Raw genomic sequence first — 24,972 nt, 5'->3', positions numbered from 1 at the left:
GCAAGATCCGCTTCAACGCGTTCGACATGAATTGCGTTGCGCACCAGTCCCCCGGCCTGTGGCGCCATCCGAGCGACCGGTCGTGGAACTACAACACCATCGACTACTGGGTCGATCTCGCCCGCTTGTTGGAGACCGGCGGCTTCGACGGCCTGTTCATCGCCGACGTCCTCGGGACTTACGACGTCCTGTCCGGCACCGACGAGGCTGCGATCCGACAGGGCTCCCAGATCCCCGTCAACGACCCGCTGCTGCTGGTCTCGGCGATGGCACACGCGACCAAGAACCTCGGCTTCGGCGTCACCACCGCAACCGGTTTCGAGCACCCCTACCCGTTCGCGCGCCGCATGTCGACGCTCGACCACCTGACCCGTGGTCGCGTCGGGTGGAACGTCGTGACCGGTTACCTGCCGTCGGGTGCACGCAACATGGGCGACGACGACCAGCTCGCACACGACGACCGCTACGACCACGCCGACGAGTACCTGACCGTGCTCTACAAGCTCTGGGAGGGTTCGTGGGAACGCGACGCCGTGCGTCGCGACCGTGAGGCGGGCATCTTCGCCGACCCGGCCAAGGTGCACCACATCGGACACGAGGGCAAGCACTTCAAGGTCCCGGGCATCCATCTGTCCGAACCGTCGCCGCAGGGCTCCCCGGTCATCTACCAGGCCGGCGCGTCGCCGCGCGGACGCCGGTTCGCGGCGGAGAACGCCGAGGCCATCTTCGTCGCCGCTCCCACCAAGGCCATCCCGCGCGACGTCGTGAGCAAGATCCGCGAGGAACTCGTCCTCGCCGGTCGAGACCCCTACGACGCCAAGATCTACGCACTGCTCACCATCATCACCGACTCGACGCCCGAGGCCGCGCGCGCGAAAGCCGCCGAGTACCAGTCCTATGCGAGCGAAGGGGGCGCGCTGGTGTTCATGTCCGGTTGGATGGGCATCGCCCCCGAGCTACAACATCGACGAGCCGATCGGCAACGTGGAGAGCAACGCCATCCAGTCGGCGGTCGCCGCGTTCCAGCAGGCCTCGGAGAGCGGCGAGGAGTGGCGCGTCCGCGACATCGCGGCCTGGGGCGGCATCGGCGGTATGGGCCCCGTCCTGATCGGCTCGGGCGACGAGGTCGCCGAGCAGCTGCAGGACTGGGTGGCCGAGACCGACGTCGACGGCTTCAACGTCGCGTACGCCGTCACCCCGGGTTCCTTCGAGGACATCGTCACCCACGTGATCCCCGCCCTCGAGCGCCGCGGCGTCTACGACCGTGAGTACGTCCCGGGCACATTGCGCCACAAGCTCTTCGGTCGTGGCGACCACCTGCCCGAGAACCACCGCGGTTCGACCTACCGGGTCGGCGGCGTGAACTCGACGGTCGACGACTCGATCCGTGAGCGCAACCGCCTCGCCGCCGCCGGAACGAAGTGATCGGGACCGCACGATGATCGAAGTCGTTGGACTCACCAAGGTTTTCGGGGTCGGCTCGCCGACCCCGACCACTGTTCTCGACGAAGTGGACTTCACCGTCGACTCCGGCGAGATCTTCGCCGTGGTCGGCCCGTCCGGCGCGGGCAAGAGCACGCTCGCGCGCTGCCTCAACCTCCTGGAGCGCCCCACGTCGGGCAAGGTCGTCGTCAACGGTGAGGACCTCACCGCCCTCGGCACCTCCGGACTGCGCGACGCCCGGCGCCGGATCGGCACGGTCTTCCAGTCGGCGAGCCTCCTCTCGCGACGGACCGCCGCCCAGAACGTCGCCCTGCCGCTGGAATACCTCGGCGCCACCAAGGCTTCCACCAGGTCACGGGTCGCCGACCTGCTCGACCTGGTGGGCCTGGCCGACAAGGCCGACCTGTACCCCCACCAGCTCTCGGGCGGGCAGCGTCAGCGTGTGGGCATCGCACGTGCTCTGGCGCTGAAGCCGTCGGTGCTGCTGTCGGACGAGGCCACCTCCGGACTCGACCCGGCCGCCACCGACACCTTCCTCCGGCTGCTGACCGAGGTTCGGGACGAGTTGGGCCTCGCGGTCGTCTTCATCACGCATGAGATGGACACCATCGTGCGGGTCGCCGACACCGTCGGCCGACTCGACCACGGCCGGATCGTCGAGCACGGACGCCTCGAAGAGCTCGTGCTGGACCCGGATTCTGTTCTCGGACGGGCACTCCGGCCCCGTGGCCCAAGCGCGTCCACGTCCAGTGACCAGACCGCGGTCAACGTCGTCTACAACTCGACGACCGTGCCCGCCGACTGGCTCACCCGTCTCGGCGGAAGCCTGGGCGTCCCGATCTCGGTCCTCGGAGCCAACGTCCAGACCATCGACGGCACCGCCTTCGGCGATCTCACCGTCTCCGTACCGGCCGGCCATGCGTCCGCATTCGTCGGTGCGGCAAGCGAACTCGGCCTCGCCGCGCGCGTCGCGGAATCATCCGCACCGGGTACCGATCCCGTCGGCGGTCTCGAGAACCGGGCCGACAGCGACGCGCTCGAGAAGAAGAATGCGGAGGTGGCAGCATGAGCACGATCAACCTGGCGGCCATCACCGTGCCGCTCGACGAGATTCCCGATCTGCTGTGGCCGGCGTTCATCGACACCGTCCTCATGGTCAGCATCGTGATGGGCGTCGTCCTCGTCGTCGGCGTCCCGCTCGGTGCGCTGGTCCACAACCTCGCTCCCGGTGGACTTTTCGAGAACCGCGCGCTGCACACGCCGCTGTCGTGGATCATCAGCATCGGCCGCTCGTTGCCGTTCCTGGTGCTGATGACGGCGATCATCCCGTTCACCCGACTCGTCACGGGCACCAACATCGGCATCGCCGCGGCGGTGGTCCCGATGTCGATCGCCGGCATCGCCTTCTTCACCCGCATCGTGGAGAACTCGCTGCGGTCGGTGCCTGCGTCGACCATCGACGTCGCCCGGGCCTCTGGCGGTTCGAATGCCCAGATCATCTGGAAGGCACAGGTTCCCGAGGCGCTGCCGAGCATCGTCGGCGGCCTGACCATCAACACCATCGCGATGATCGAGTACTCGACCATCGCCGGCACGATCGGCGCCGGCGGCCTCGGCTACGTGGCGGTCACCTACGGCTACCAACGCTTCGACCAGGGCGCCATGGTCGCCACGATCATCGTCCTGGTGATCACCGTGGCGCTCATTCAGCTGGCCGGCGACGCACTCGCTCGCAGTCTCAACCCGGTGACCGCCAAGCGCGTCAACCACTGACCCCGGGCCTCTCCCGATCACCGCACGTACCACCCTCGCATCACCTCCACCACACACGTGAAAGGTCCAACCATGTCTCACGACACCGGCTCCGCCACCGGCGTGTCGGGCACGTCGCCCGAAACACCACCTCCTGCAGTCAATTCCGACATCGAGATCTCCAAGCGGCGTCGCTGGCCGCTGATCGCCGGCGCCCTGGTCGTCGTCGCCGTGCTGGGCGGGGTGCTCGGCTGGCGCTTCCTCGGCTCGGATGAGGCCTCCCCCAACGAGACCCCGGGTGCGACACTGACCGTCGTCACCGCCGAGGGCAACGCCGCCGAGCAGGCCCTCGTCGAGTTCATCGCCGAGGAGGTCGCCCCCAAGTACGACATCAAGGTCGCGTTCAAGGGCCTCGCCGACTCGACGACCCTCAACCGGGCGGTCAGCGACGGTGAGGTCGCCGGAACCATCTACCAGCACAAGCTGTGGCTGTCGCAGGTCCTCGAGGCCAACCCCGACTTCAAGGAAATCGCCGCCACCCCGGTCTTCCGTTGGGGCTTCGGCATCTGGTCGGACAAGTACAAGAACCCGCAGGACCTCCCGCAGAACGCGAAGGTCTCGCTCTACTCCGATCCCGCTAACGAGGCGCAGGGCCTCTGGCTGCTGGAGCGCGCCGGCCTGATCACCCTCAAGCCCGGCATCGACAAGTGGAAGGCGACCCAGAAGGACATCGCCACCAATCCGCGAAACCTGCAGTTCGTGCTGCTCGACTTCGCTGCCCAGTCACGGTCGCTGGCCGACCTCGACGCCACCGTCGGCTACACCGAGTACTACCTGGCCGCGAACATCCCGATCGAGAAGCAGATCTACGCTCCCCCGGCCCCCGACGAGTTCGCCGGACAGCTCACCATCGGCACCGAGTGGGAGAACACCGACAACATCAAGAACCTCGTCGCCGCGTTCCAAGATCCCGCGGTGCAGGAGTTCCTGGCCACCGATCCGCAGGTGAAGAACATCCTCCTGCCGCTGTAGGCCACGATCTGTGACGCGTTTCCCCACAGGTACGCCGGGCGCCCGGGTCGCATACCGCGATCCGGGCGCTTGCGCATAGGCTCACCGGCGTGGAGCGCAAACATCACGGTCACCCGCATTCGCTGACCGACATCTCCCACATGCTGTCCCCGTTCGCCCGGTGGCTGGTCATCGGGACGCTGGCCGTCACCGCGGTGGCCGTGACCATCGGCATGATCGTCCTGTGGCCGTCGGATTCCGAGCATCCGGTGCCCACCCAGTTCCGGTCGGCCGACGGCGGGTCGATCCAGACGGTCAACGGCGAGGTCGTCGATCAGTTCCGCGCCAACTGCCTGAACCCGGCGGCGGGCTCGGTCCTCGAGACCGCCGACATCCCCATCAACCCGGTCGCCGGCGGTCCCTGCATCCTCAATGCGGTGCGCTTCGACTCCGGTGAGGTCGAGGGCCGGTACACAGTGCTGGAGATCCCGACGAAGGGTGCGCAGTCCGGCGCCGAACCGGGACGGGACGGCGCGCCCGTACCGGGATCGGTCGACGAGCCCCAGGCCGGACAGCCGACACTGCACGTCGGTGACGCGATCCGCCTCTCCACGGTGCCCGGCCCAGAGGGCAACCGGTACACCTTCTTCGACTTCCAGCGCGGCACCGCCACGATCATCTGGGCGATCCTGTTCATCGCGGCCATCGTGCTGGTCGCGGCGTGGCGCGGTTTCCGATCGATCATCGGCCTCGCTTTCGCCTTCATCGTCCTCGGCGGGTTCACCCTGCCGGCCATCCTCGACGGCTCGTCTCCGGTCGCGGTGGCAGTGGTGTCGTCGGCGGTGATCCTGTTCGTCGTGCTCTATCTCGCGCACGGCGTCAGCCTCCGCACGAGTTCGGCCCTACTCGGCACGCTGGTCTCGCTGCTGATGGCCGGTCTGCTGAGCTGGCTGGCGATCGAGACGATGAACCTGACCGGCCTGTCGGGCGACCAGACCACCAACCTGCAGGTCTATCAGGGCAACATCTCGGTCAGCGGCCTCCTGCTGGCCGGGTTCATCATCGGAACCCTCGGTGTCCTCAACGACGTCACCATCACGCAGGCGTCCGCGGCCTTCGAGTTGGCCGCCGCCGGTGAGCCGACCCGACTCGCGACGTTCAGGGCCGCGATGCGCGTCGGCCGCGATCACATCGCGAGCACCGTCTACACACTGGTGTTCGCCTACGCCGGCAGCGCCCTGCCGCTGATGCTGCTCTTCTCGGTGGCCCAGCAGCCGCTCGGCGGGCTGCTCACCACCGACGTGGTGGCCGTCGAGCTGGCCCGGTCCTTCGTCGGCGGCATCGCGATCGCCCTGTCGGTTCCGCTGACCACCGCGATCGCCGCAGCCCTCTGCCGGCCCGCGGGCGCACCGTCATCCGCGCCTGCGCATGCGGCGAGCTGAGCTCCGACCGCTCAGCAGCGTCCCTTGGGCAGCTCGGCCAGGTTCTTGCCGAGCCAGTTGCCCAGTCGGGTGAGCATCTTGGTGCCGTCGGTGAACGATCCGCTGCGCGGGATCGCCGCCATCGACACCGCGACCTGACCGTCGACCGTGCTGATGACGCCGAGCTGACGCACCAGATGAGCGCCGGACTTCGACGTGGCCGGTCCCCAGCCGCCCTTCACCGCGGTCACCGCCCCCTTGTTCCGTCCGACCTTGGCAATGCCCCATTGCTGGTTCGGGGCGACGTCACTCATCAGGCGGATGATGTTCTCGCTGCCGGGGAGACACGGCAGGTGCGCACCGAACAGTGCCTGATCGCGCAGGGCCCACGAGGTGTATCCCGGGAACGACGCCGGGGTGTCGACCTCCGACGAGACGTGCGTCCGGGTGTCGTGTCCTTCGCGCAGCACCGCGGTCACGGCATCCACGGAGGCATGACCACCACCGAGCACACCCCACAGCTCACCCGCGGCGTCGTTGTCGGAGAAGGTGATCGCCTTGTCCTCCATCATCGCGACGGCCGGCCCGCGCTTGCGTTGGGCCGCCAGCGAGACCGGCACCTTCAACGTCGACCACGCCCGCCCCGTCTTGAGTGATCCCAGCGAGATGACCTGGTCGCCGCCGACCGGCGCGATCGCGACGCCGAGCTGCCCGGGGAGCGACTTCTTCATCGACTTCTGGAGTGCGGCGTAGCTCTTGGCCAGCTTCTTCTCGACCGGTACCGGCGGGGTGAACCAGGACGCGAACGGCTCGGGCAGCGGCGGCAGCGCCGGGAGTGGGACAGCGTTCGCACTCCCCGCGACGACGACGGACATCAACAGGGCAGCGACGACCAGCGCACACCGAGTCACAACTTTCACAATATTCTCCTGAGTCACTCTAGACACATGAGAATACGAGCCCCGTGGGTCGGGTGACCAGCTTGTATACCCAATCGGGACCTTGTTGCGACCGACGCCACGCCTGCGTCGTCGTGCAATCCGGCCTCCGGCGGCGCACTGGTGTCACCCGGCCGATCGCATACGGACACCGTCGGAGCCGGTGACTACCCTGGTCACCATGCCATCGCTGACCAAGGGCCAGAACGGCCCGCTGTCGACCTCCCAGATCGTCGTCACCGTCGACCTCGCGACCGCCGCGGACGTCTCGGCCCTGCTGGTGACCGACCGTGGCGTCGTACGCAGTGACGACGACTTCGTGTTCTACAACCAGCCGACCGGCCCCGGGGTCTCGCTGCAACCAGCGCCCAACGGACCGGCGCGACTGCACATCTCGACCAACCAGATCCCGGCGGACATCGACGCGGTCCGGGCCGTGATCACCCTCGACGACACGACGTCCACATTCGGCAGGTTCGCACCCCCGGTCGCCCGAGTCACCGACGCCGGCGGCCGCGAACTCTTCGACTTCACCGTCACCGGCCTCACCACCGAGTCCGTCGTCATCGCGTTGGAGGTGTACCGACGCAACCAGGACTGGAAGGTGCGGGCAGTCGGGCAGGGTTATGCCGGCGGGTTCGCCGACCTGGTGCGCGACCACGGCGTCAGCGTCGACGAGGAGCCCACGCCGGCACCGGCACCGGCCCAGACCGCACCGGCTTACTCGAAGCCATCGACCCCGACGCCACCGGCTGCGCCGGCCGCCCCGACGCCGCCCCCTCCCCCGGCACGCCCCTCGGAGATCAACCTCAGCAAGGACCGGCCGGTCAGCCTGACCAAGGGCCAGAAGGTGACTTTGCGCAAGGAGGGTGGCGTCCAGCTCACCAACATCCAGATGGGACTCGGATGGGACCCGGTGCGCGGCGGTCTCCGCGGGGGTTCGATCGACCTCGACGCCTCGGTGCTGATGTTCTCCGGCGGCAAGTGCGTCGAGACGGTCTACTACGGCCACCTCAACAGCAAAGACCGATCGATCCTGCATTCCGGTGACAACCTCACCGGGGCCGGCGACGGCGACGACGAGGTCATTCGCGTTGCACTGCAGTCGGTTCCGCCGCACATCGACGCATTGATGTTCATCGTCACGTCCTACCGCGGGCACACCTTCGAGAAGATCGACAACGCGTACTGCCGACTCGTCGACGAGACCACATCCGCCGAACTCGCCCGGTACACGCTCAAGGGCGGCATGCCGTTCACCGCGATCGCGATGGCGGTCATCAGCCGGGACGGCGCCGAGTGGAAGCTCCGCGCCATCGGTGACGGCTTCAACGCCAAGACACCGAAGAAGGCGCTGCCCCACGTGGGGCAATACCTGTAGGCGTCAGATCACGCCGTGCAACGGCGGATCCTCCCCGCGGAGAAGCCAGCGACCGATGTGCTGGTACTTCCACCGGACGGGGTCGTGCAGCGTGTGCGTCCGCGCATCGCGCCAGAACCGATCGAGCCTCGTTCCGGCTGCGGCACTGCGGGTTCCGCTGACCTCGAACAGTGCCGACGCCACCGGCGTCGCGACCCGGTCGGCCACGGCCTTGGCACGCGCCACCGCGATCGATGCCTCCGCGACGAGTTCACGACTCGGCGCCCCGGCCGAAGCCTCGATCGCCTCGTCGACCTTGCGACCGGCGGCGACGAGCATCGCCTCGGCGGTCGCGACATCGACCTCGAGTTCACCGAAACGCTGGACCACCAGCGGATCGTCGACGGCGCGGTCGACGCCGGCCTCGAACCACGGACGGGCCTTGGTTCGCACGAACTCGACGGCCTCGGTCAGCGCGCCGCGGGCGATCCCGGCGTCGATGGCCACGTGCAGCAGCCGCGCATACGCCCCGTAGGCGGTCGGCGCGGCAGTCGCCGACGCACGGGCCACGAGATCGGCGGCCATGACCTCGACACCCGAGAGCCGTACGGTTCCCGAGCCGGTGGTCCGCTGCCCCACGGCATCCCAGTCGTCGACGATCTCCACGCCCGGCGAGTCCGCGGGGATGAACGCCACGTACTCGCCCGGCGCGAGGTCGACGGCCGGCGCATCGAGCTTCGCCAGGACGGCGAGCGTGTGCGCGAACAGCGAACCCGTGCAGTAGAACTTCTCACCGTCGAGGACGAACCGGGCTGCGTCGCCGTCGGCCGGGGTCAGCCGCGTCGAGATGTCCGCAATGGTCTTCCCGCCGCGCTCCGACTGGGCGTTGGCCACCCGGCCACCGGCGAGAACGTCGGTGAAGATGCGCTCCTGCAAGGCCTCTCCCGCGGAGAGGCGCACCAGGTTTAGATAGACGAAGTGGCTGTGCGGGATCTGCGCGATGCTCGGATCGGCGGCGGCGAGGATCGAGATGACCTCGGCCAGCACGCTCGGCGCCGCGTCGAGGCCGCCGAACCGTGCGGGCACGGTCAGCGCGAGAAGACCCGATTCCGACAGGCGATCGATCTCGGCGAACGGCAGCCGGCGGTCGCGATCACGCTCGACGGCACCTGCGGCGAACGACACGGCCAGTTCCCTTGCCACGGAGAGGGCTTCGGCGGTCGATCCGATCCGGCTCGCCAAATCGGGTCGGGCCTGACCGACAGTGGTCACGAAACCGCGACCGGGGTCTGCGATGCCTCGATCTCACGCACGAGCGGGAGCACCTTCTCGCCGAAGTACTCGATCTCCTCCTGGAAGTGGAGGAAGCCACCGAGGATCAGGTCGACGCCGAGGCGCTTGTAGGCCACGATGCGCTCGGCGATCTGCTCCGGGGTACCGATCAGCTGCGTCTTGAAGCCGTCGTTGTACTGCACGAGATCCTCGAATTTCGAGTCCGCCCACATGCCCTTCTTGTCGCCGGTCGAGTTGCCTGCCTGCTGCACGGCATCGCGGAAGCCTTCCACCGCAGGACGATTCGCCTTCTCGACGATCTCGCGCAGGGTGTCGCGGGCTTCCTTCTCGGTGTCGCGCGCGATGATGAAGCCGTTCAGACCGAACTTCACCGAGCGGTTGTGTGCCTGGGCGACGGCGCGCAGGTCGTCGATCTGCTCGGTGACGCCGTCGAAGTCCTTGCCGTTGGAGAAGTACCAGTCGGCGAAGCGGCCGCCGTTGTTGCGGGCCGCGGTCGAGTTGCCGCCCTGGAAGAGCTCCGGGTTCGGACGCTCGGGGGTGTTGAGCGGCTTCGGTTTCAGGGTGAAGTCGTGGATTCGGTAGAAGTCGCCGCGGTAGTCGACGTTGTCCTCGGTCCAGATCTTGCGGATGACCTCGAGGAACTCGCCGCTGCGGCGGTAGCGCTCGTCGTGCTCGAGCCACGGCTCACCGAGGTGGGTGAACTCGTCCTTGAACCAGCCGCTTACCACGTTGATGGCGAAACGACCCTTGGACAGGTGGTCGGCGGTGGCGCCGAGCTTGGCGAGGACCGCCGGGTGCCACAGTCCGGGGTGAACGGCGGCGATGACCTTCAGCCGCTGCGTGGCGAGGAGCAGCGCGAGGCTGAAACTCGTCGACTCGTGCTGGTTCTCGGCGCCATAACTGGCCTCGTAACGGACCTGTGAGAGGGCGTATTCGAAGCCGTTGTCCTCGGCGGTCTGGGCGAGCTTGATGTTGTAGTCGTAGCCCCAGTCGGTGCGCTGTTCGATGGTGCTGGTGACCAGGCCGCCGCTGACGTTCGGCACCCAGTAGGCGAACTTGATCTGGTCCGCGATGGATTCGGTGGACATGGTGTTACCTCCGGAGGTGATTTCTCAGGTGGAGCGTGGGTCGATCAGGACGATGCGGCCTGCAGGCGCGGCAGGAACGCGGTGCGGACCTCTTCGCTCGGGCGGGCGTCGGCCGCGTCGAGCAAGCCACGTCGGGCGAGCGCCGGCCGGACGCCTTCACCGAAGTGGTAGGCCTCCTCGAGATGCGGGTAGCCGGACAGGATGAAGTGGTCGAGACCGAGTGCGGCGTACTCACCGATGAGTTCGGCGACCTCGTCGTAGGAACCGACGAGCGCGGTGCCGGCACCGCCGCGCACCAGGCCGACGCCCGACCAGACGCCCGGATGGATCTCCAGCGAACGCGGGTCGGGCGAACCCTCGAAAGCGGCTCCGCGGCCATGCAATTCGGACATACGACGCTGCCCCTCGGACTCCGACTGGGCGAGGTTCCGCTGCGCTGCGGCGACCTGTTCGGGATCGAGGTTGCCGAGGAGGCGTTCGGCCTCGGCCCAGGCCTGCTCGGAGGTCTCGCGGGCGATGACGTGGAAGCGGATGCCGTGATCGAGGGTGCGGCCCTGGGCTGCGGCGAGTCCGTTGATCCAGGCGATCTTCTGGGCGACGGCCTCGGGACGCTCACCCCAGGTGAGGTAGGTGTCGGCGTACTTGGCGGCCACATCACCGGCAGCAGGCGACGATCCACCGAAGAAGACCGGCGGGGCCGGGGTGGGGCGACGGCCGAGCAGGGCGTTCTCCACGCGCAGGTGCTTACCGACGAAGTCGACGGGCTCGTCCTGGGTCCACAGCCGACGGATGATCTCCAGGTATTCGCCGCAGCGCTCGTAGCGCGCGTTCTTGGCCAGGAAATCGCCGAAGGCACGCTGCTCGCTCGACTCACCGCCGGTGACGACGTTGATCAGCAGACGACCCTCGGAATGCCACTGGAAGGTCGCCGACATCTGCGCGGCGAGCAGCGGCGAGATGAGGCCGGGACGGAAGGCGATCAGGAACTTGAGGCTCTCGGTCGAATCGATCAGAGCCGCGGTAGTCAGCCACGCGTCCTCACACCACAGTCCGGCCGGGGTCAGGACGGCTTCGAAGCCGTTCACCTCGGCCGCACCGGCGAGCTGCTTGAGGTAACGAAGGTCGGCCGGCCGGTCCCCGTTCATCTGGCTGCCGTGCCCGCCCGCGATCAGGTTGCGGGAGTCACCGTAGGTGGGCAGGAACCAGTGGAAATGCAGAGACACCGCGAAGGCACCTTTCGTCGTAGAGCATCGGGGGTGGAGCGGCAGGCATGATCGGCAGTGCAGGTCGAAACCCGTGCTGCGACACACATGTCGGCCCCAAGTGTCTGGCACCGGCGAGACACGAGGCCACCATTGAAATCTCCGTGACGCCAAGTGGACATTGGTCCGCCCGGTTCGGTAGAGGCACCGTTTCCACAGGTCGGCATCACGACGGGGAGTCGGCAGGCGGCGTCGTATCGCACGCGCCGCCCATGGATCCGGCGAGCAGATCCCGATCACGCCAGACCCCGTCGCACTCTTCGGAGGGGCCCGGTCGGGACCCGTTCAGCGGGTCGAGCTCACTCGGACGGTCGCCACTGGCCCATTCCGAGGAAGACCATCACCAGTTGGCGTTCGGTGCGCTCGACGATCTCCTGCTCGGCACCGCGTCCGCGGTACTCGCCGTCGAGGAGATCGGCCACGGCGGTCAGCATGATCGTGACGATGAGCTCGGCCGCGATCTCGAGGTCTTCGGGCTGCCACGGGGCGAGGTCCGGGATCCGGGCGAGGTCGATCGTCAGCTCCTTGGAGAAGAGCCGGAGTTCGGTGTCGATGGCACGCCGGATCTCCGCGATGCCGCCGTGCTGTTCGCGGATGAGGAATCTGAACTGCGACTCGTTCTCGCGGACGTGACGCAAGAGGATGTCGAGGGAGTTCTTCGCGGTCGGCATCGCCTGACGCGCGGCGAGATCACGCCGACCCTCGCGGAGTGCGCGTCGCAGGACACGCATCGAGTCCTCGACGACGGTGACGCCGAGATCCTCCATCGAGGCGAAGTGTCGATAGAAGGCCGTGGGGACGATGCCCGCGCCGCGGGCCACCTCGCGCAGGCTGATGCTGCCGAAGCTGCGCTCGCCGACGAGGGACCTCGTGGTGTCGAGGAGCGCCTGCCGCGTCTGGTTCTTCTTGTCCGCACGCGTCTGCGCATCGCGCTGGTTCGAACTCCGCGTGCGTGTCACAGACCCGAGTGTATTCGCCACGACCTCCGGTCCCGGCCACGACCTCCTCGAAGACAGTGACAGCCGTCACACAGATCCACGCTTGACGACCCAGGGCGCCGTCATGTCACACTCGTTTGTGTACACCTGTACACCGAAATCATGTGAACGGAGCCCTTCCATGAGCATCCGCACCTCCCACAACCCGACCCCGCGCACCTCCGCCGGCAGCCCCGGCCGCTGGAATCGCCTGGTCGGCTCGATCGTCGAGGCGGCACTGTCCCCGCATCCGGTCGACCGTTATCTCGAACTGCTCGACCCGATGCTCACCTGGCGCGACCTGCGCGGCGAGATCGTCCGGGTCGAGCACCCGACGCCCCGCACGGTGCGTCTCACCATTCGTCCGACACGACAGTGGCGCGGACACCAGGCAGGACAATACGTGCAGCTCAGCGTCGTCATCGACGGCGTACGGCACACCCGTTGTTTCTCGCCGGCCAACGCCGCCGCCGGCTCGGACGGCGCCATCGAGCTGACCATCACCGCCAACGACGACGGCCTCGTCTCCAAGTACCTTGCCGCCGAGGCCCGGACCGGCGACGTCGTCGGACTGTCCCAGGCCGACGGCGACTTCGCACTACCGGAGACCGACCCGACGTCGGCCGTCTTCATCAGCGGGGGCAGCGGAGTTACACCTGTGCTCTCAATGATGAGGACGCTCGTGGCCCGAGGCTACGCAGGACCGATCACGTTCGTGCACTACGCACGCACGGCGTCGGAGGTGGCGTACCGGGACGAGCTCGCCGCCCTGGCGGCCGGGCATCCCAACCTCGACCTCCGGATGCACCACACCCGCGAGGCCCACGACGGCCACTTCACCGCCGCGCACCTCGACAACATCCCCGGCCTGGCCGACGCCGACGTCTTCGTCTGCGGACCGCAGGCCTTGATGGATGCCGTCGCCGAGGCACATACCGAGCTCGGCATCTCGCAGCCATTGCACAGCGAGGCGTTCACCCTGGCCGCACCGACGGTCGTCGACCCCGATTCGGTCGAGGGCGAACTGACGTTCTCACGGTCGGGGGCAACGGCGACCAACGACGGTCGTCCGATCCTCGACCAGGCCGAGGCCGCCGGACTCACCCCGGAATCCGGCTGCCGCATGGGGATCTGCTTCTCCTGCACCGCCGTGAAGAAGTCGGGCTGCACCCGCAACGTCCTGACCGGCGAGACCGACACCGAGTCCGACACCCAGATCCAGCTGTGCATCAACGCCCCGGTCGGTTCCGTCGACATCGAGATCTGACGGTCGGCCACCACACGCCGACCTCCACCCAATCCACTCTCCTAACTAGCAGGAGGCACACCATGACCATCGACATCGCCAAGGACACCCGTCCCGCGCCCACCGAGAACCTGCCGGCCGTAGTCGAGGCCGAGAAGATCAACACCGGAAACACCGACCCCAACACCGTCGTCCTGTCCTATGAACAGGTCGAGGCGCTGGGGCGTGACCTGGACGAGCTGCGCTCCCGGATCGTCGCCGACCTCGGCCAGAAGGATCGCGACTACCTGTACGCGGTCATCCGCGCCCAGCGCGGCTTCGAGATCGGCGGCCGCGCGCTCATGTACCTCGGGTTCTTCCCGCCGGCCTGGATCGCCGCCGTGGGGGCGCTCTCCGTGTCGAAGATCCTCGACAACATGGAGATCGGCCACAACGTGATGCACGGCCAGTACGACTGGATGCGCGAGGACACCTACAATTCGCGCGAATTCGAGTGGGACACCGTGTGTCCGGCTGACCAGTGGAAGCACAGCCACAACTACCTGCACCACACATTCACCAACATCGTCGGCGAGGACCGCGACATCGGTTACGGCATCCTGCGGATGGCGCGCGACCAGAAGTGGAATCCCTACTACCTGGGCAACCTCGGCTATGCGACCGCCCTCATGCTCCTCTTCGAGTGGGGTGTCATGCTCCACGATCTGGAGGCGGAGAACGTGATCCAGGGCAAGCGCAAGTGGAGTGACATCAAGGGCCTGGTGAAAGGTATGTGGCGCAAGGCCGGTCGACAGGTCCTCAAGGACTACGTCGTCTTCCCGGCGCTGACCGGTCCGCTGTTCGTGCCGACCCTGATCGGCAACGCAACCGCGAACCTGGTGCGCAACGTATGGACGTACTCGATCATCTTCTGCGGCCACTTCCCCACCGGTGCACAGACTTTCACCCCTGAGGAATGCCAGAACGAGACCCGGGGCCAGTGGTACCTGCGCCAGATGCTGGGTTCGGCCAACATCACCGGCAGTCCGCTGTTCCACATCATGAGCGGCAACCTGTCCCATCAGATCGAGCACCATCTGTTCCCGGACATCCCTGCCGGCCGCTACCCGGAGATGTCGGCCGAGGTGCGCGAGATCTGTGATCGCTACGGCCTCCCGTACAACACCGGCTCACTCAGTCACCAGCTGGCGTCGACCTGGAAGAAGATCGCGAAGTTGTCGCTGCCGAACTGGATGACCCGCGACGACGACGACCTCACCGTCATCGTCGAGCGTGAGAAGCCCGCGTCGGTCGCCTGATCAGCTCCTCTCCGCACCGTTTCGCCGGCTGGTCCCGGGGGTATCCTCGGGACCAGCCGCGTCGGACGGGCGTGCGCACACTCTCATGTGGGGGCAACACCCTTCAGGAACCCAGGGGGTCTAGATGGTCGACAGCATCGAACGGAACAAGGATCTGATGCAGGAGCTGATCGAGTCCACGGCAACACACGTGGGTCGCATCGCCACGATCATCACCGGTGCCGTCGCCGGGGTGACCCGCGAGATCGGCGAGATCGTCACCGACGGGTTCGAGATGCGGGAGGCCGCCCGCAAGGCGAAGGCCGACGAGCTCGCCCGCGACCCGGAGTGGGGAATCATCGACGCCGAGTTCGCCTATGCGGAGTCGATCAACGACGTCGACCTGTCCGAACCGTTCTCCGAATCCGAGCAGGCGCGAGAAGTGACTGGAGTCGACATGGACGAGATCCCCGATCGCATCGACGTCGGTGAGCAGGCCGGCATCGACCAGGAGGGAGAGGTCTCCCGAGAGGCCGAACTCCCCAGCGACGGCGGCGTGACCGACCAGGACGAGCCCGACGTCGACGACCCGCGGGAGATCGCCGCGGAGGAGCCCCGGATCGCACCCGACATCGATCACTTGTGAGACCGCGCTCACCCTCTTGAGATCTGGGTGGATACAACCTTTGCCAAACGGCGGACTCACCCGTAGCTTGGTCCTGGTTTTCCTAGTTCATGGAGGTTCTGTCGATGTCGGTGCGTGAGGTTCTCACCTTTCCCAACCCCGTGAACGACTATGCGGCCCGCACGACTGCCGGCCTGGTCGTCGCCTTGGCCGTCATCGCGGTCGCGGTCAACAACCCGATCCTCTACGGCGTGCTGGCCCTCGGTTTCGCGCTGCGCGTGGCGTCGGGCCCGACGCTATCCCCGTTCGGACAGCTGTCGGTGAAGTTCATCGTCCCGAAGATCGTCCGCAAGGAGAAGCTCGTCCCGGGTCCGCCGAAGCGTTTCGCCCAGACCATCGGCCTGGTCGTCAGCGGCACGGCGTTCGTGCTCAGCCTCTTCGGTTTCGGTCTGGCCGCACAGATCGCCACCGGCATCCTGATTTTCGCTGCGACTCTCGAGGCCGTGTTCGGATTCTGCCTCGGCTGCACCATCTTCGGATTCCTGCAGCGTGCAGGCATCATCCCCGAGTCGGTGTGCGAGGCCTGCAACAACATCTCGCTGCGCAATCCCGCGGCCGTCTAGCGCCGACAAACCCTCCCTTTTTCCGTAGACCCACCCACCCGCGCGGGGGTGGGTCTACGGAAAAAGGGAGGGTTTGCCTTGCTCCCTGAGGAGCCCGGAGCTTGCGGAGGGCGTCTCGAAGGGTCAGTCGGACTTCACCGCGCGGTCGGGCACGGTCATCGCCATCATCATGATCTCGGTCTCGCTGTAGTCCCGGCCGGGGTGTTCGGCCGCGAGGTGGGCCTGGACCTTGGGGACGAAGTCGTCTTCGAGGGCGGTGATGGACTCGCCACAGGGGCAACGCAGGTTGTATGCCATGCGTCACATCCTATCGGGGCCGGACGGTCAGTCCAGGATTCCCAATGCGATCCCGTCCAGGATGTCGTGCTCGCTGACGACGAGTTCGGTGATGCCCGCACGCTCGGCCAGCACCCTCGCCAGTTCCAGCGTGACCAGCGATCCCCCGCCGATGACGTCGACGCGACCGGGGTGCATCGGCCCCAGGGCGGCGCGGTCGGCGCGCGTCATGTGGACGAGGTCCCAGCACACGCGGTCCAGGTCGGCCAGCGAGATGCGGGAGAGGTGGATCTTCTCCGAGTCGTACTCGGTCAGCCCGGCGCCGAGCGCGGCGAGCGTCGTCATCGTCCCGGCGACGCCGACCCACGTCCGTGCAGGTTCGACGGGCACCCGCGAGAAGGCCTCGGCCAGCCGCTCGGCGGCGAACGCCCGGGCGGCGGCGATCTCCTCGGCGGTCGGCGGATCCGACGGCAGGGTGCGTTCGGTCAGGCGCACGCACCCGATGTCCGCCGAGTACGCCGCGTGGACACCGTCGGTGTCGCCGAGCACCACCTCGGTCGAGCCGCCCCCGAGGTCGGTGACCACGAAAGGTCCGGTGGCAGGGTCCAATTCACCGACAGCCCCGCGGAAGGACAGCCGCGCTTCCTCGTCCCCGGAGATGACCTCGGCGATGGCGCCGTCGGAGACACAGCCCAGCAGGTCGGCGGTCATCGCGAAGAACTCGTCGCGGTTCGACGCATCACGCGTCGCCGATGTCGCGACCATCCGAACCTTCACGACGCCGAGCGATTCCATCGTCTTGACGTAGTCGGCGAGCGCGATGCGGGTGCGTTCAATCGACTCCGGTGCGAACTGACCCGTGGCGTCGACGCCGTAACCCAGTCGTACGACGCGCATCTCGCGATGCAGGTCGACGAGGCGACCGTCGTCGCCGGCCCGGGCGACGAGGAGACGGATCGAATTGGTACCGCAGTCGACGGCGCCGACGACCGTCACGCGTCGTCTCCGGTGGCCTCCGTGGGCGGAAGCGTGTCGGGCCAGTCGGTCGGGATCGCGGTGCCCCGCAAGCCGTTTGCAGCGGCGAGAGCCACCGCCTCGTCGCCGAACGGGTTGAGACCCGGCCCCTTGGCGAGCGAATGCGCGATCAGCACGTGCAGGCACTTCACCCGGTCGGGCATCCCGCCGCCGGTGAAGTCGGTACCCAGCGACTCGATGGCGTCGCGTTCGGCGAGGTAGTCCTCGTGCGCACGACGATAGGCAGCCGCGAGCTCCGGATCGGACGACAACCGGGCGGTCATCCCTCGCATCACGCCCGCCGATTCCTGACGGCTGGCCTCGGCGGTGAGCCGCGGATCGGTCAAGTAGTACAGCGTCGGGAACGGCGTGCCGTCGGGCAGCCGCGGCGCGGTCTTGACGACGGCCGGCTGCCCGTCAGGTGTGCGGTAACTGATCTCGATGACGCCCCGCGGTTCGCGCCCCAGCTGGGCTGCGACGGTGGCGAGGTCTTCTTCTGACACGCTCACGGTCTCTGACCTCACTGCGCGGCGGGCGGAGTCGACAGGGTGTCCCAGAGGTTGCCGTACCAGGGTGCGCGGGCGCGCTCCTCGGCACGTTCGGCGGCCTCGCGGCGGGCCTGGTCGGCGGGGAACAACATCACGAGCGGGATCTCTCCTGGCTTGACGAACTGCAGACGCGTCCGCGCCTGGGCCTCGATGTAGGCGGGGTCGTTCTGCTCGTTGACCTTCTGCTGGTAGTCGGCGACCTCGCGCCGCAGCTGTTCGTTCGACGCGGTCAGTTGACGGAACTCCGACCGCTGAGTGAAGTAGGTCCGCAGCGGCATCGCCAGCGTCAGGGCGACGACGCAGACCACGACGACCGTGATGACGAGTGTCGCCACGGTCGCCGGGGTCATCTCGAAACGACGCAGACGAGCACTCAAACCGGACCGCATCCGGCTGCGGGACGCGTTCGGCCGGGGACGACGAACCGGTTCGGCCGGCGGGGCGGCTGTGTCGGCCGCGGTCCTCTGGGCTTCGTCGGCGGTGTCCTTGGTGGCGTCGGTGATCAGCTCCTGCTCACCGGTCTCGACGACCGAGGCCGGTGCGACAGGTCGGGCCGGACGTCCGGACCGATCGTGCCGTCGCGTGCGACGGGCGTCGCGTACGCGCGGATCGGCCTTCCGATCACGCGCACGCTGACGCCCGTCACCGCGGTGACGTCGCTCCGAACCCATGAAGACAGCTAATCACGAACCAAACGAGAAACGCGGGAAGGCGAGGTCGCCCGCGTAGCGTGCCGCATCGCCGAGACCCTCTTCGATGCGCAGCAGCTGGTTGTACTTGGCGACACGCTCGGAACGAGCGGGCGCGCCGGTCTTGATCTGGCCACAGCTGCAGGCGACGGCGAGGTCGGCGATGGTGGTGTCCTCGGTCTCACCGGACCGGTGGCTCATCATCGACTTGTAGCCGTTGTTGTGCGCGAGGGCGACGGCATCGAGGGTCTCGGTCAGCGTGCCGATCTGGTTGACCTTGACCAGCAGGGCGTTGGCGATGCCCTTGGAGATGCCCTCTTCGAGGCGCTCGGGGTTGGTGACGAACAGGTCGTCGCCGACGAGCTGCACCTTGTCACCGATCGACTCGGTCAGCTTGGCCCAACCGGTCCAGTCGTCCTCGGACAGACCGTCCTCGATCGAGACGATCGGGTAGTCGGCGATGAGCTTCTCGTAGAACGACACCATGTCGTCGGCGCCGAGCTCCTTGCCCTCGAGCTTGTAGGCGCCGTTGGAGTAGAACTCGGTCGACGCGGCGTCGAGCGCGATGACGACGTCACGGCCGAAGTTGTAGCCGGCCTTGCCGACGGCCTCGCCGATCACGGCGATCGCAGCCTCGGTGTTCGGCAGGTCGGGGGCGAAGCCGCCCTCGTCGCCGAGCGCGGTGTTCAGGCCCTGCTTGTGCAGCACCGACTTGAGCGCGTGGTAGACCTCGGCGCCGCAGCGGAGGGCTTCCTTGAAGGTGGGAGCGCCGACCGGGGCGATCATGAACTCCTGGAAGTCGATGCCGTTGTCCGCGTGCTCACCGCCGTTGATGATGTTCATCATCGGGACCGGCAGGATGTGGGCGTTGGGGCCGCCGATGTAGCGGAACAGCGGCAGACCGGCCGACTCGGCCGCGCCCTTGGCCACCGCGAGCGACACACCGAGCAGCGCGTTGGCGCCGATGCGGCTCTTGTCGGGGGTGCCGTCGCAGTCCAGGAGTGCCTGGTCGACGAGACGCTGTTCCTCGGCCTCGATGCCGATCACCGCGGGTGCCAGCTCGCCGAGGACACCCTCGACGGCCTTGGTGACCCCCTTGCCCAGGTACCGCTCGCCGCCGTCACGGAGCTCGACGGCCTCATGTTCGCCGGTGGAAGCGCCCGACGGAACGGCGGCGCGGGTGAAGGTGCCGTCGTCCAGGACGACCTCGACCTCGACCGTCGGGTTTCCCCGCGAATCGAGAATCTCGCGCGCACCTACCTGCTCGATGATTGCCACGGCTGAACCCCAATCTCGGTGGACGTGCCGGCTGTGATGCCGGTCGGTAGGTCAAAGAGTAGTGGCTGCACCCACGGTCCACGAGACAAGGTCTCGTGCCACGGCCGGAACCGTCCGGCTCCCGGGTCAGAAACGGACGTTGATCGAGTAGGCGTTGGCGTGATCGCGCACGTCGAGGACGTAGGCCATCGAATTGTTGTACCTGCGGACCGCCTTCTCCCAGCCCTCGGCGACGGTCATGTCGTTGCCCGAGGAGACGCACAGGTAGCGGGCGGCGGACAGCGCCGCGTCGTCGATGTTGTCCGGGTCGGGGACGCCGTCGCCGCTGGCGTCCACGCCGTAGCGCTTCCACGTCTCCGGAATGAACTGGAACGGTCCCATGGCGCGGTCGTGGGTGGAGTCGCCGTCGAGGCTGCCGCCGTCGGTGTCGCGGATCTCCATGTTGCCCTTGGTGCCGTCGAGCTGAACCCCGCGGATCGGCGGGCTGACGTCGCCGTTGGCGGCGACACTGGAACCCCGATAGTGCCCGTGCTTGCTCTCGACGCCGGCGATGCCGGCCAGCGTCGTCCACGCGATGCCGCATTCGGGGTGCTGCTGCCGCTGGATCTCCGCGGCGTTGCCGTATGCCTGCAGGGACACGACGGGGATGCCGGTCGACTCGGAGATGGGGTCGGCCCACTCGCGCATCTTGTCGGCGGTGCGGCCCGGTGCGTTGATGTCGATGTAGGGCTGCGGCACGCCCGCGCCGGGCGGGATGCCCTCGGGGATGTCGGGCCTGTTCAGCGACGGGAGGTCGATGCATGCGGAGAGCAGCACCGTCGAGGCGACCGCCACACAGCCCGCCACCAGCCCGTTCCTCCACGAGCGACGGTTCCGCCCCCGGCCCAACACACGCATTCCCCGTTCACTCCTGTCTCAGGTCTGTCGAATAGATCTGGGGCGAGCCGATGCCCGCCCGAGCGACCACGATCGCACATGCCGCGGCGTGCTCGCCTCGGCAACACACAGCGACCCGGTCACAGGGGACAACTGCCGGCGGTCGCCTTCGGTTCCCGATGGTCGGTCGGGACTTCGACGCGGCGTCGCCCACCGTGCGGAATCCGATGCTCGACGCCGATCCCGACATACCGGTCACGGCACCGGCGGAGGTCTGGAAATCACAGTGCGTCGAATCCCGCTGATCAGGCCCCCTCTGGCAGGGATCCGGCCCACCGGTGGGGCGATGTGCCCTATGCGACACACCCTCTCCGGTCTAACGTTCCTATGGCTAGCCTCACCACACACGTCGCCGCTGGGCGTCGAGGAGATGGACCACCGGGAATGTATTACGTATCGGCACTCGCCTCGAGCGGCATTGCGGTCCTGGCTGCCGACGGACCGTCGGTCTGGACGCAGATGGTAGGGAGCGCGCTCATCGGTCTGCGCGAAGGCCTCGAGACCGGGATCGTGGTCATGGTCCTGATCGCCTTCGTCGTCAAGACCGACCGCCGAGACGCCCTCAAGTGGATCTGGGCGGGCGTGGGTGCGGCGGTGGCGATGACGCTCGTGGTGTTCCTCGTGATCCACTTCGGCACATCGACGATGACGCCGCTCGCGGCGGAGACCATCGCCGGCGTCGCGTCGCTGGTGGCGGTCGGGATCGTGACGTTCATGGTGCTGTGGATGAGCGAGGCCTCCTCCCACATCTCCGCCGATCTCAAGAGCGGGATGTCGAAAGCGCTTCTCGCCGGCGGCGCCTCGGTGCTGGGTCTGGCGTTCCTGGCCGTCGGCCGCGAGGGCTTCGAAACGGCGCTGCTGATGGTCGGTTACGCCGAGAGCGTGTCGGGCGGACTGTGGCCGTTGCTCGGACTCGTGATCGGCATCCTCGCCGCCGTCGCGCTGACAGTGCTGATCTACCGCGGAGCGATCCGCATGAACCTCTCGGTGTTCTTCACCTACACCGGCCTGTTCCTGATCGTCGTCGCCGCCGGAATCCTGACCTACGGCATCCGGGCCTTGCAGACGGTCGGCTGGCTGCCCGGCCTCGGCAACACCGCCTTCGACATCTCGGCGACCTACGACGCCTCCTCCTGGTACGGCACGATCCTCGGCGGCATCTTCAACGTGCGCCCGGATCCGACAATCCTGCAGGTGATCGCCTGGATCGTCTACGTGGTGGTCGTGACCACGATCTTCTTCCGTCGACAGCGCGCCGGCCATCGGGCCCCCACCTCGAAGACCCCCGCCGCCCGGAAGAGCGCAACGCCCGACGAGAGCTCCGCGCCCGCGGAGCCCGCCCCCGAAAGGAATCCTCAGTGACTCGTAGACCCGTGGTGGCCGCAGCTGCGGCCGCGGTGGTGATCTCCCCTGTGCTCCTCGCCGGTTGTACCGAGAAGGGCAGCTCCGAGGGCGCGATCGCGGTGACCTCGACCGCCGACGCCTGCGATCTCGCGACCACCGAAGCGACGACCGGCAACGTCGATTTCGCGATCACCAACTCCGGCGACAAGGTCACCGAGTTCTACGTCTACGGCAACAACAACCGCGTCCTCGGCGAGGTCGAGAACATCGGCCCCGGACTGTCCGGCAATCTGACCGTCGAGATCGTCGAACCCGGCACCTACACGGTGGCGTGCAAGCCCGGCATGGTCGGCACCGGCATCCGAACCGAACTCAACGTCGGCGGCGAGCGCAAGGAGAAGGCCGACGTACCCGCAGACGTGACCGCCGCCAAGGCGCAGTACCTCGAGTACGTCCGCAATCAGCTGAACACCCTGCACGCCCAGACGACGTCCTTCGTCGACAGCGTCAAGAAGGGCGATCTCGACGCGGCGCGTGCGCAGTTCGGTCTCACGCGTACCCCGTACGAACGGATCGAGCCGGTCGCCGAGTCCTTCCCCGATCTCGACCCCGCCATCGACATGCGATGGGACGATACCGAGGACGGCACCCAGCCGTTCACCGGCTTCCACCGTCTCGAACGGTTCCTGTGGCCGCCGCAGCCCGCCGAGATCGGCGATGCAGCCGGCCAGATCACGCCGTCGGATGCCGCGAACGCCAAGGCGACCGACAATCCGCAGGCCATCGCCGAGATCGCCGACGGTCTGCTCGCCAACGTGACCAGGCTCCGCGACTCGGTCAGCAAGCCGGACTTCGAGTTCGAGACCCTCTCGTTCGTGAAGGGCCCGCAGGCCCTCATCGACGAGGTCGCCGCCACCAAGGTCGACGGTGAAGAGGACCGGTACTCCCACACCGACCTGTGGGACATCGCCGCCAATCTCGACGGGTCGGAAACCGCGATCGCGACGATGCAGCCGATCATCTCCGCCAAGAACCCGGCACTGATGGACAAGATCACCGCGCAGTTCACGACCGCGCGCGACTCGGTGAACAGATACCGTAACGGCGACGGCTACGTGTCCTACATCGAGGTCACGCCCGAACAGCGCAAGGAGCTGTCCACTCAGATCGACGCGCTGTCGGCCACCCTGTCCCAGGTGCCGGGAATCGTGTTGCAGCAATGAGTGATCCGGCCCGCCACCCCGACGACGCGCAACCAACCGAGCCCGTAGGCCGCACGACGCGACGTGGTCTCTCGCGTCGTGCGATCCTCGGCGGCACCGGTGCCGGACTGCTCGTCGCCGCGGGCGGGATGGCCGTCGGCCGTGCCACCACGCAGGCCCCGGCGACCGACCACATCGTCGAATTCCGGGGTCCACGGCAGGCCGGGATCATCACCGCCGCACAGGATCGGCTGCATTTCGCGAGCTTCGACGTCGTCACCGACAACCGAGACGAGCTCGTCGCGGTGCTGCAACGCTGGACCGACGCGGCCGACCGCATGACCCGCGGCGAGGAGACCGTCCCCGACGGCGCCACCGGCCTCGGTGAGTACACACCACCCGCCGATACCGGGGAAGCGTTGGGGCTGAGCGCTGCTCACCTCACGCTCACGATCGGCTTCGGTCCCGGGCTGTTCGGTCCCAGCGCGTCGGCTCCCGACCGCCCCGACCGGTTCGGTCTCGCCGACCGTCGACCGCCGGCGCTCGTCGACCTGCCGATGTTCGCCGCCGAGAAGATCGACCCCGCACGGTCGTACGGCGACATCTGCGTGCAGGCCTGCGCCGACGACCCGCAGGTGGCGGTCCACGCCATCCGCAATCTCGCCCGAATGGCGGTGGGCGTCATGGCCGTCCGCTGGTCGCAGCTAGGGTTCGGCCGCACGTCGTCGACGACGCAGTCCCAGGACACTCCCCGAAACCTGTTCGGGTTCAAGGACGGCACCGCGAACCTGCGCGCCGAGGACACCGACCTCCTCGACCGCTGGGTCTGGGTCGCCCCGGAGGACAATCCACCGTCGGCGCAGTGGATGACCGGCGGGACCTACCTCGTCGCCCGGCGGATCCGGATGGACATCGAACCGTGGGACCGCGCCAACCTCTTCGAGCAGGAACAGATCGTCGGACGCACCAAGCGATCCGGCGCACCGCTCGGGAAGGCCGGCGAGTTCGACGACCCCGACTTCGCGATCACTTCCGGTGGGACCCCGATCATCGCGCGCAACGCCCACGTGCGGCTGGCACATCCGGACAACCTCGGCGGGGTGCAGATCCTCCGCCGGGGTTACAACTTCACCGACGGGACCGACGGCTTCGGCCACCTCGACGCCGGGCTGTTCTTCATCGCCTTCAACCGCGACACCGGCAAGCAATTCGTGCCCATGCAGCAGGTCCTGTCCCGGCAGGACGCGATGACCGAGTATCTGATCCCCAACGGCTCGGCGAACTTCGCCATCCCACCCGGCCTCGGACCCGGCGAATGGTGGGGGCAGCGGCTCTTTGAGTGACCTTCCGCGACGGCGGTCGCTCACCA

At 67.6% G+C, this 24,972-nt stretch carries 23 protein-coding genes and 1 pseudogene; 13 read left to right on the top strand and 11 right to left on the bottom strand.

The window, feature by feature from the left end:
* Positions 1 to 26: 26 nt before the first annotated feature.
* The 5 genes and pseudogenes from PWF70_RS07400 (at position 27) to PWF70_RS07380 (ending at position 5,648) form a co-directional block, all read left to right on the top strand.
* Positions 27 to 1,425, top strand: a pseudogene (locus tag PWF70_RS07400) (LLM class flavin-dependent oxidoreductase).
* 13 nt (positions 1,426 to 1,438) lie between these two features.
* Positions 1,439 to 2,512, top strand: coding sequence for a methionine ABC transporter ATP-binding protein (locus tag PWF70_RS07395; RefSeq protein WP_035750890.1), 1,074 nt, complete (start codon positions 1,439 to 1,441; stop codon positions 2,510 to 2,512).
* A complete protein-coding gene (locus tag PWF70_RS07390; RefSeq protein WP_035750448.1) occupies positions 2,509 to 3,216 on the top strand; it encodes a methionine ABC transporter permease in 708 nt (235 codons plus the stop codon). Before PWF70_RS07395 ends, PWF70_RS07390 begins: the two co-directional genes overlap by 4 nt.
* Before the next feature lie 72 nt (positions 3,217 to 3,288).
* Complete coding sequence (locus tag PWF70_RS07385; RefSeq protein WP_035750446.1) at positions 3,289 to 4,227, top strand: MetQ/NlpA family ABC transporter substrate-binding protein; 939 nt, start codon at positions 3,289 to 3,291, stop codon at positions 4,225 to 4,227.
* 89 nt (positions 4,228 to 4,316) lie between these two features.
* A complete protein-coding gene (locus PWF70_RS07380) occupies positions 4,317 to 5,648 on the top strand; it encodes a YibE/F family protein (RefSeq protein ID WP_035750444.1) in 1,332 nt (443 codons plus the stop codon).
* 11 nt (positions 5,649 to 5,659) lie between these two features.
* Here PWF70_RS07380 and PWF70_RS07375 read toward each other — a convergent pair whose 3' ends face one another.
* Positions 5,660 to 6,502, bottom strand: a complete 843-nt coding sequence (locus PWF70_RS07375) for a hypothetical protein (protein ID WP_286352976.1) — start codon at positions 6,500 to 6,502, stop codon at positions 5,660 to 5,662.
* A gap of 244 nt (positions 6,503 to 6,746) precedes the next feature.
* Here PWF70_RS07375 and PWF70_RS07370 point away from each other — a divergent pair, with 244 nt between their 5' ends.
* Positions 6,747 to 7,946 (top strand): TerD family protein, encoded by a 1,200-nt coding sequence (locus PWF70_RS07370; RefSeq protein WP_035750885.1) that lies wholly within the window; start codon positions 6,747 to 6,749, stop codon positions 7,944 to 7,946.
* Positions 7,947 to 7,949: 3 nt separating this feature from the next.
* Here PWF70_RS07370 and PWF70_RS07365 read toward each other — a convergent pair whose 3' ends face one another.
* The 4 genes from PWF70_RS07365 to PWF70_RS07350 all read right to left on the bottom strand — a co-directional run bounded on the left by PWF70_RS07365 (position 7,950) and on the right by PWF70_RS07350 (position 12,527).
* A complete protein-coding gene (locus PWF70_RS07365) occupies positions 7,950 to 9,197 on the bottom strand; it encodes an SfnB family sulfur acquisition oxidoreductase (protein WP_280088652.1) in 1,248 nt (415 codons plus the stop codon).
* Positions 9,194 to 10,306: a dimethylsulfone monooxygenase SfnG gene (gene sfnG / locus PWF70_RS07360; protein WP_035750440.1), complete on the bottom strand. Its 1,113-nt coding sequence runs from the start codon at positions 10,304 to 10,306 to the stop codon at positions 9,194 to 9,196. The genes PWF70_RS07365 and sfnG overlap by 4 nt, the downstream gene beginning before the upstream one ends.
* Before the next feature lie 44 nt (positions 10,307 to 10,350).
* Entirely contained in the window at positions 10,351 to 11,529 is a 1,179-nt protein-coding gene (locus PWF70_RS07355) for an LLM class flavin-dependent oxidoreductase (RefSeq protein WP_035750437.1), read from the bottom strand.
* 338 nt (positions 11,530 to 11,867) lie between these two features.
* Entirely contained in the window at positions 11,868 to 12,527 is a 660-nt protein-coding gene (locus PWF70_RS07350; protein WP_035750435.1) for a TetR family transcriptional regulator, read from the bottom strand.
* Between the two features lie 160 nt (positions 12,528 to 12,687).
* On the opposite strand from PWF70_RS07350, the gene PWF70_RS07345 reads away from it, so the two are divergent.
* From PWF70_RS07345 to PWF70_RS07330, 4 genes are all read left to right on the top strand, one after another.
* Positions 12,688 to 13,812, top strand: a complete 1,125-nt coding sequence (locus PWF70_RS07345) for a ferredoxin reductase (protein ID WP_042375946.1) — start codon at positions 12,688 to 12,690, stop codon at positions 13,810 to 13,812.
* A gap of 62 nt (positions 13,813 to 13,874) precedes the next feature.
* Positions 13,875 to 15,089, top strand: a complete 1,215-nt coding sequence (locus PWF70_RS07340) for a fatty acid desaturase family protein (protein WP_035750430.1) — start codon at positions 13,875 to 13,877, stop codon at positions 15,087 to 15,089.
* Positions 15,090 to 15,213: 124 nt separating this feature from the next.
* Positions 15,214 to 15,714: a hypothetical protein gene (locus tag PWF70_RS07335; protein WP_035750429.1), complete on the top strand. Its 501-nt coding sequence runs from the start codon at positions 15,214 to 15,216 to the stop codon at positions 15,712 to 15,714.
* Positions 15,715 to 15,818: 104 nt separating this feature from the next.
* Positions 15,819 to 16,316 (top strand): DUF4395 domain-containing protein, encoded by a 498-nt coding sequence (locus PWF70_RS07330; RefSeq protein ID WP_035750883.1) that lies wholly within the window; start codon positions 15,819 to 15,821, stop codon positions 16,314 to 16,316.
* A gap of 123 nt (positions 16,317 to 16,439) precedes the next feature.
* Here the strand turns inward: PWF70_RS07330 and PWF70_RS07325 are convergent, their stop codons facing one another.
* The 6 genes from PWF70_RS07325 to PWF70_RS07300 form a co-directional block, all read right to left on the bottom strand.
* Entirely contained in the window at positions 16,440 to 16,613 is a 174-nt protein-coding gene (locus PWF70_RS07325) for a hypothetical protein (RefSeq protein WP_006867454.1), read from the bottom strand.
* Between the two features lie 27 nt (positions 16,614 to 16,640).
* Positions 16,641 to 17,588 (bottom strand): Ppx/GppA phosphatase family protein, encoded by a 948-nt coding sequence (locus PWF70_RS07320; RefSeq protein WP_035750427.1) that lies wholly within the window; start codon positions 17,586 to 17,588, stop codon positions 16,641 to 16,643.
* Positions 17,585 to 18,115 (bottom strand): DUF501 domain-containing protein, encoded by a 531-nt coding sequence (locus PWF70_RS07315; RefSeq protein WP_035750424.1) that lies wholly within the window; start codon positions 18,113 to 18,115, stop codon positions 17,585 to 17,587. Before PWF70_RS07315 ends, PWF70_RS07320 begins: the two co-directional genes overlap by 4 nt.
* 11 nt (positions 18,116 to 18,126) lie before the next feature.
* On the bottom strand, positions 18,127 to 18,825 hold the full coding sequence (locus PWF70_RS07310; protein WP_035750422.1) for a septum formation initiator family protein: 699 nt from the start codon (positions 18,823 to 18,825) through the stop codon (positions 18,127 to 18,129).
* 12 nt (positions 18,826 to 18,837) lie between these two features.
* Positions 18,838 to 20,121 (bottom strand): phosphopyruvate hydratase, encoded by a 1,284-nt coding sequence (gene eno / locus PWF70_RS07305; protein WP_035750420.1) that lies wholly within the window; start codon positions 20,119 to 20,121, stop codon positions 18,838 to 18,840.
* A 126-nt stretch (positions 20,122 to 20,247) separates the two neighbouring features.
* Positions 20,248 to 21,018 (bottom strand): lytic transglycosylase domain-containing protein, encoded by a 771-nt coding sequence (locus PWF70_RS07300; RefSeq protein WP_035750419.1) that lies wholly within the window; start codon positions 21,016 to 21,018, stop codon positions 20,248 to 20,250.
* Between the two features lie 423 nt (positions 21,019 to 21,441).
* Between PWF70_RS07300 and efeU the strand changes: the two genes are divergently transcribed.
* From efeU to efeB, 3 genes are read left to right on the top strand one after another with little or no spacing between them, the layout of a single operon-like run.
* Complete coding sequence (efeU, locus tag PWF70_RS07295) at positions 21,442 to 22,419, top strand: iron uptake transporter permease EfeU (protein WP_035750417.1); 978 nt, start codon at positions 21,442 to 21,444, stop codon at positions 22,417 to 22,419.
* Positions 22,416 to 23,624: an iron uptake system protein EfeO gene (efeO, locus tag PWF70_RS07290; RefSeq protein WP_035750415.1), complete on the top strand. Its 1,209-nt coding sequence runs from the start codon at positions 22,416 to 22,418 to the stop codon at positions 23,622 to 23,624. The genes efeU and efeO overlap by 4 nt, the downstream gene beginning before the upstream one ends.
* Entirely contained in the window at positions 23,621 to 24,946 is a 1,326-nt protein-coding gene (gene efeB, locus PWF70_RS07285) for an iron uptake transporter deferrochelatase/peroxidase subunit (RefSeq protein WP_035750412.1), read from the top strand. Before efeO ends, efeB begins: the two co-directional genes overlap by 4 nt.
* Positions 24,947 to 24,972: the final 26 nt, after the last annotated feature.

Origin of the sequence: Gordonia sp. Swx-4 (assembly GCF_030316175.1) — a bacterium.
In the GTDB taxonomy this organism is placed as follows: domain Bacteria; phylum Actinomycetota; class Actinomycetes; order Mycobacteriales; family Mycobacteriaceae; genus Gordonia; species Gordonia alkanivorans.
This window is presented reverse-complemented; position numbering and strand designations above follow the sequence as displayed.

What these genes read in the sequence shown, in the direction of transcription:
- PWF70_RS07395 (WP_035750890.1), top strand. Translation starts at nt 1,439, where the DNA reads ATGATCGAAGTCGTTGGACTCACCAAGGTTTTCGGGGTCGGCTCGCCG.
- PWF70_RS07390 (WP_035750448.1), top strand. Translation starts at nt 2,509, where the DNA reads ATGAGCACGATCAACCTGGCGGCCATCACCGTGCCGCTCGACGAGATT.
- PWF70_RS07385 (WP_035750446.1), top strand. Translation starts at nt 3,289, where the DNA reads ATGTCTCACGACACCGGCTCCGCCACCGGCGTGTCGGGCACGTCGCCC.
- PWF70_RS07375 (WP_286352976.1), bottom strand. Translation starts at nt 6,502, where the DNA reads ATGTCCGTCGTCGTCGCGGGGAGTGCGAACGCTGTCCCACTCCCGGCG.
- PWF70_RS07370 (WP_035750885.1), top strand. Translation starts at nt 6,747, where the DNA reads ATGCCATCGCTGACCAAGGGCCAGAACGGCCCGCTGTCGACCTCCCAG.
- sfnG (WP_035750440.1), bottom strand. Translation starts at nt 10,306, where the DNA reads ATGTCCACCGAATCCATCGCGGACCAGATCAAGTTCGCCTACTGGGTG.
- PWF70_RS07345 (WP_042375946.1), top strand. Translation starts at nt 12,688, where the DNA reads ATGAGCATCCGCACCTCCCACAACCCGACCCCGCGCACCTCCGCCGGC.
- PWF70_RS07340 (WP_035750430.1), top strand. Translation starts at nt 13,875, where the DNA reads ATGACCATCGACATCGCCAAGGACACCCGTCCCGCGCCCACCGAGAAC.
- PWF70_RS07335 (WP_035750429.1), top strand. Translation starts at nt 15,214, where the DNA reads ATGGTCGACAGCATCGAACGGAACAAGGATCTGATGCAGGAGCTGATC.
- PWF70_RS07330 (WP_035750883.1), top strand. Translation starts at nt 15,819, where the DNA reads ATGTCGGTGCGTGAGGTTCTCACCTTTCCCAACCCCGTGAACGACTAT.
- PWF70_RS07325 (WP_006867454.1), bottom strand. Translation starts at nt 16,613, where the DNA reads ATGGCATACAACCTGCGTTGCCCCTGTGGCGAGTCCATCACCGCCCTC.
- PWF70_RS07310 (WP_035750422.1), bottom strand. Translation starts at nt 18,825, where the DNA reads ATGGGTTCGGAGCGACGTCACCGCGGTGACGGGCGTCAGCGTGCGCGT.
- PWF70_RS07300 (WP_035750419.1), bottom strand. Translation starts at nt 21,018, where the DNA reads ATGCGTGTGTTGGGCCGGGGGCGGAACCGTCGCTCGTGGAGGAACGGG.
- efeU (WP_035750417.1), top strand. Translation starts at nt 21,442, where the DNA reads ATGTATTACGTATCGGCACTCGCCTCGAGCGGCATTGCGGTCCTGGCT.
- efeB (WP_035750412.1), top strand. Translation starts at nt 23,621, where the DNA reads ATGAGTGATCCGGCCCGCCACCCCGACGACGCGCAACCAACCGAGCCC.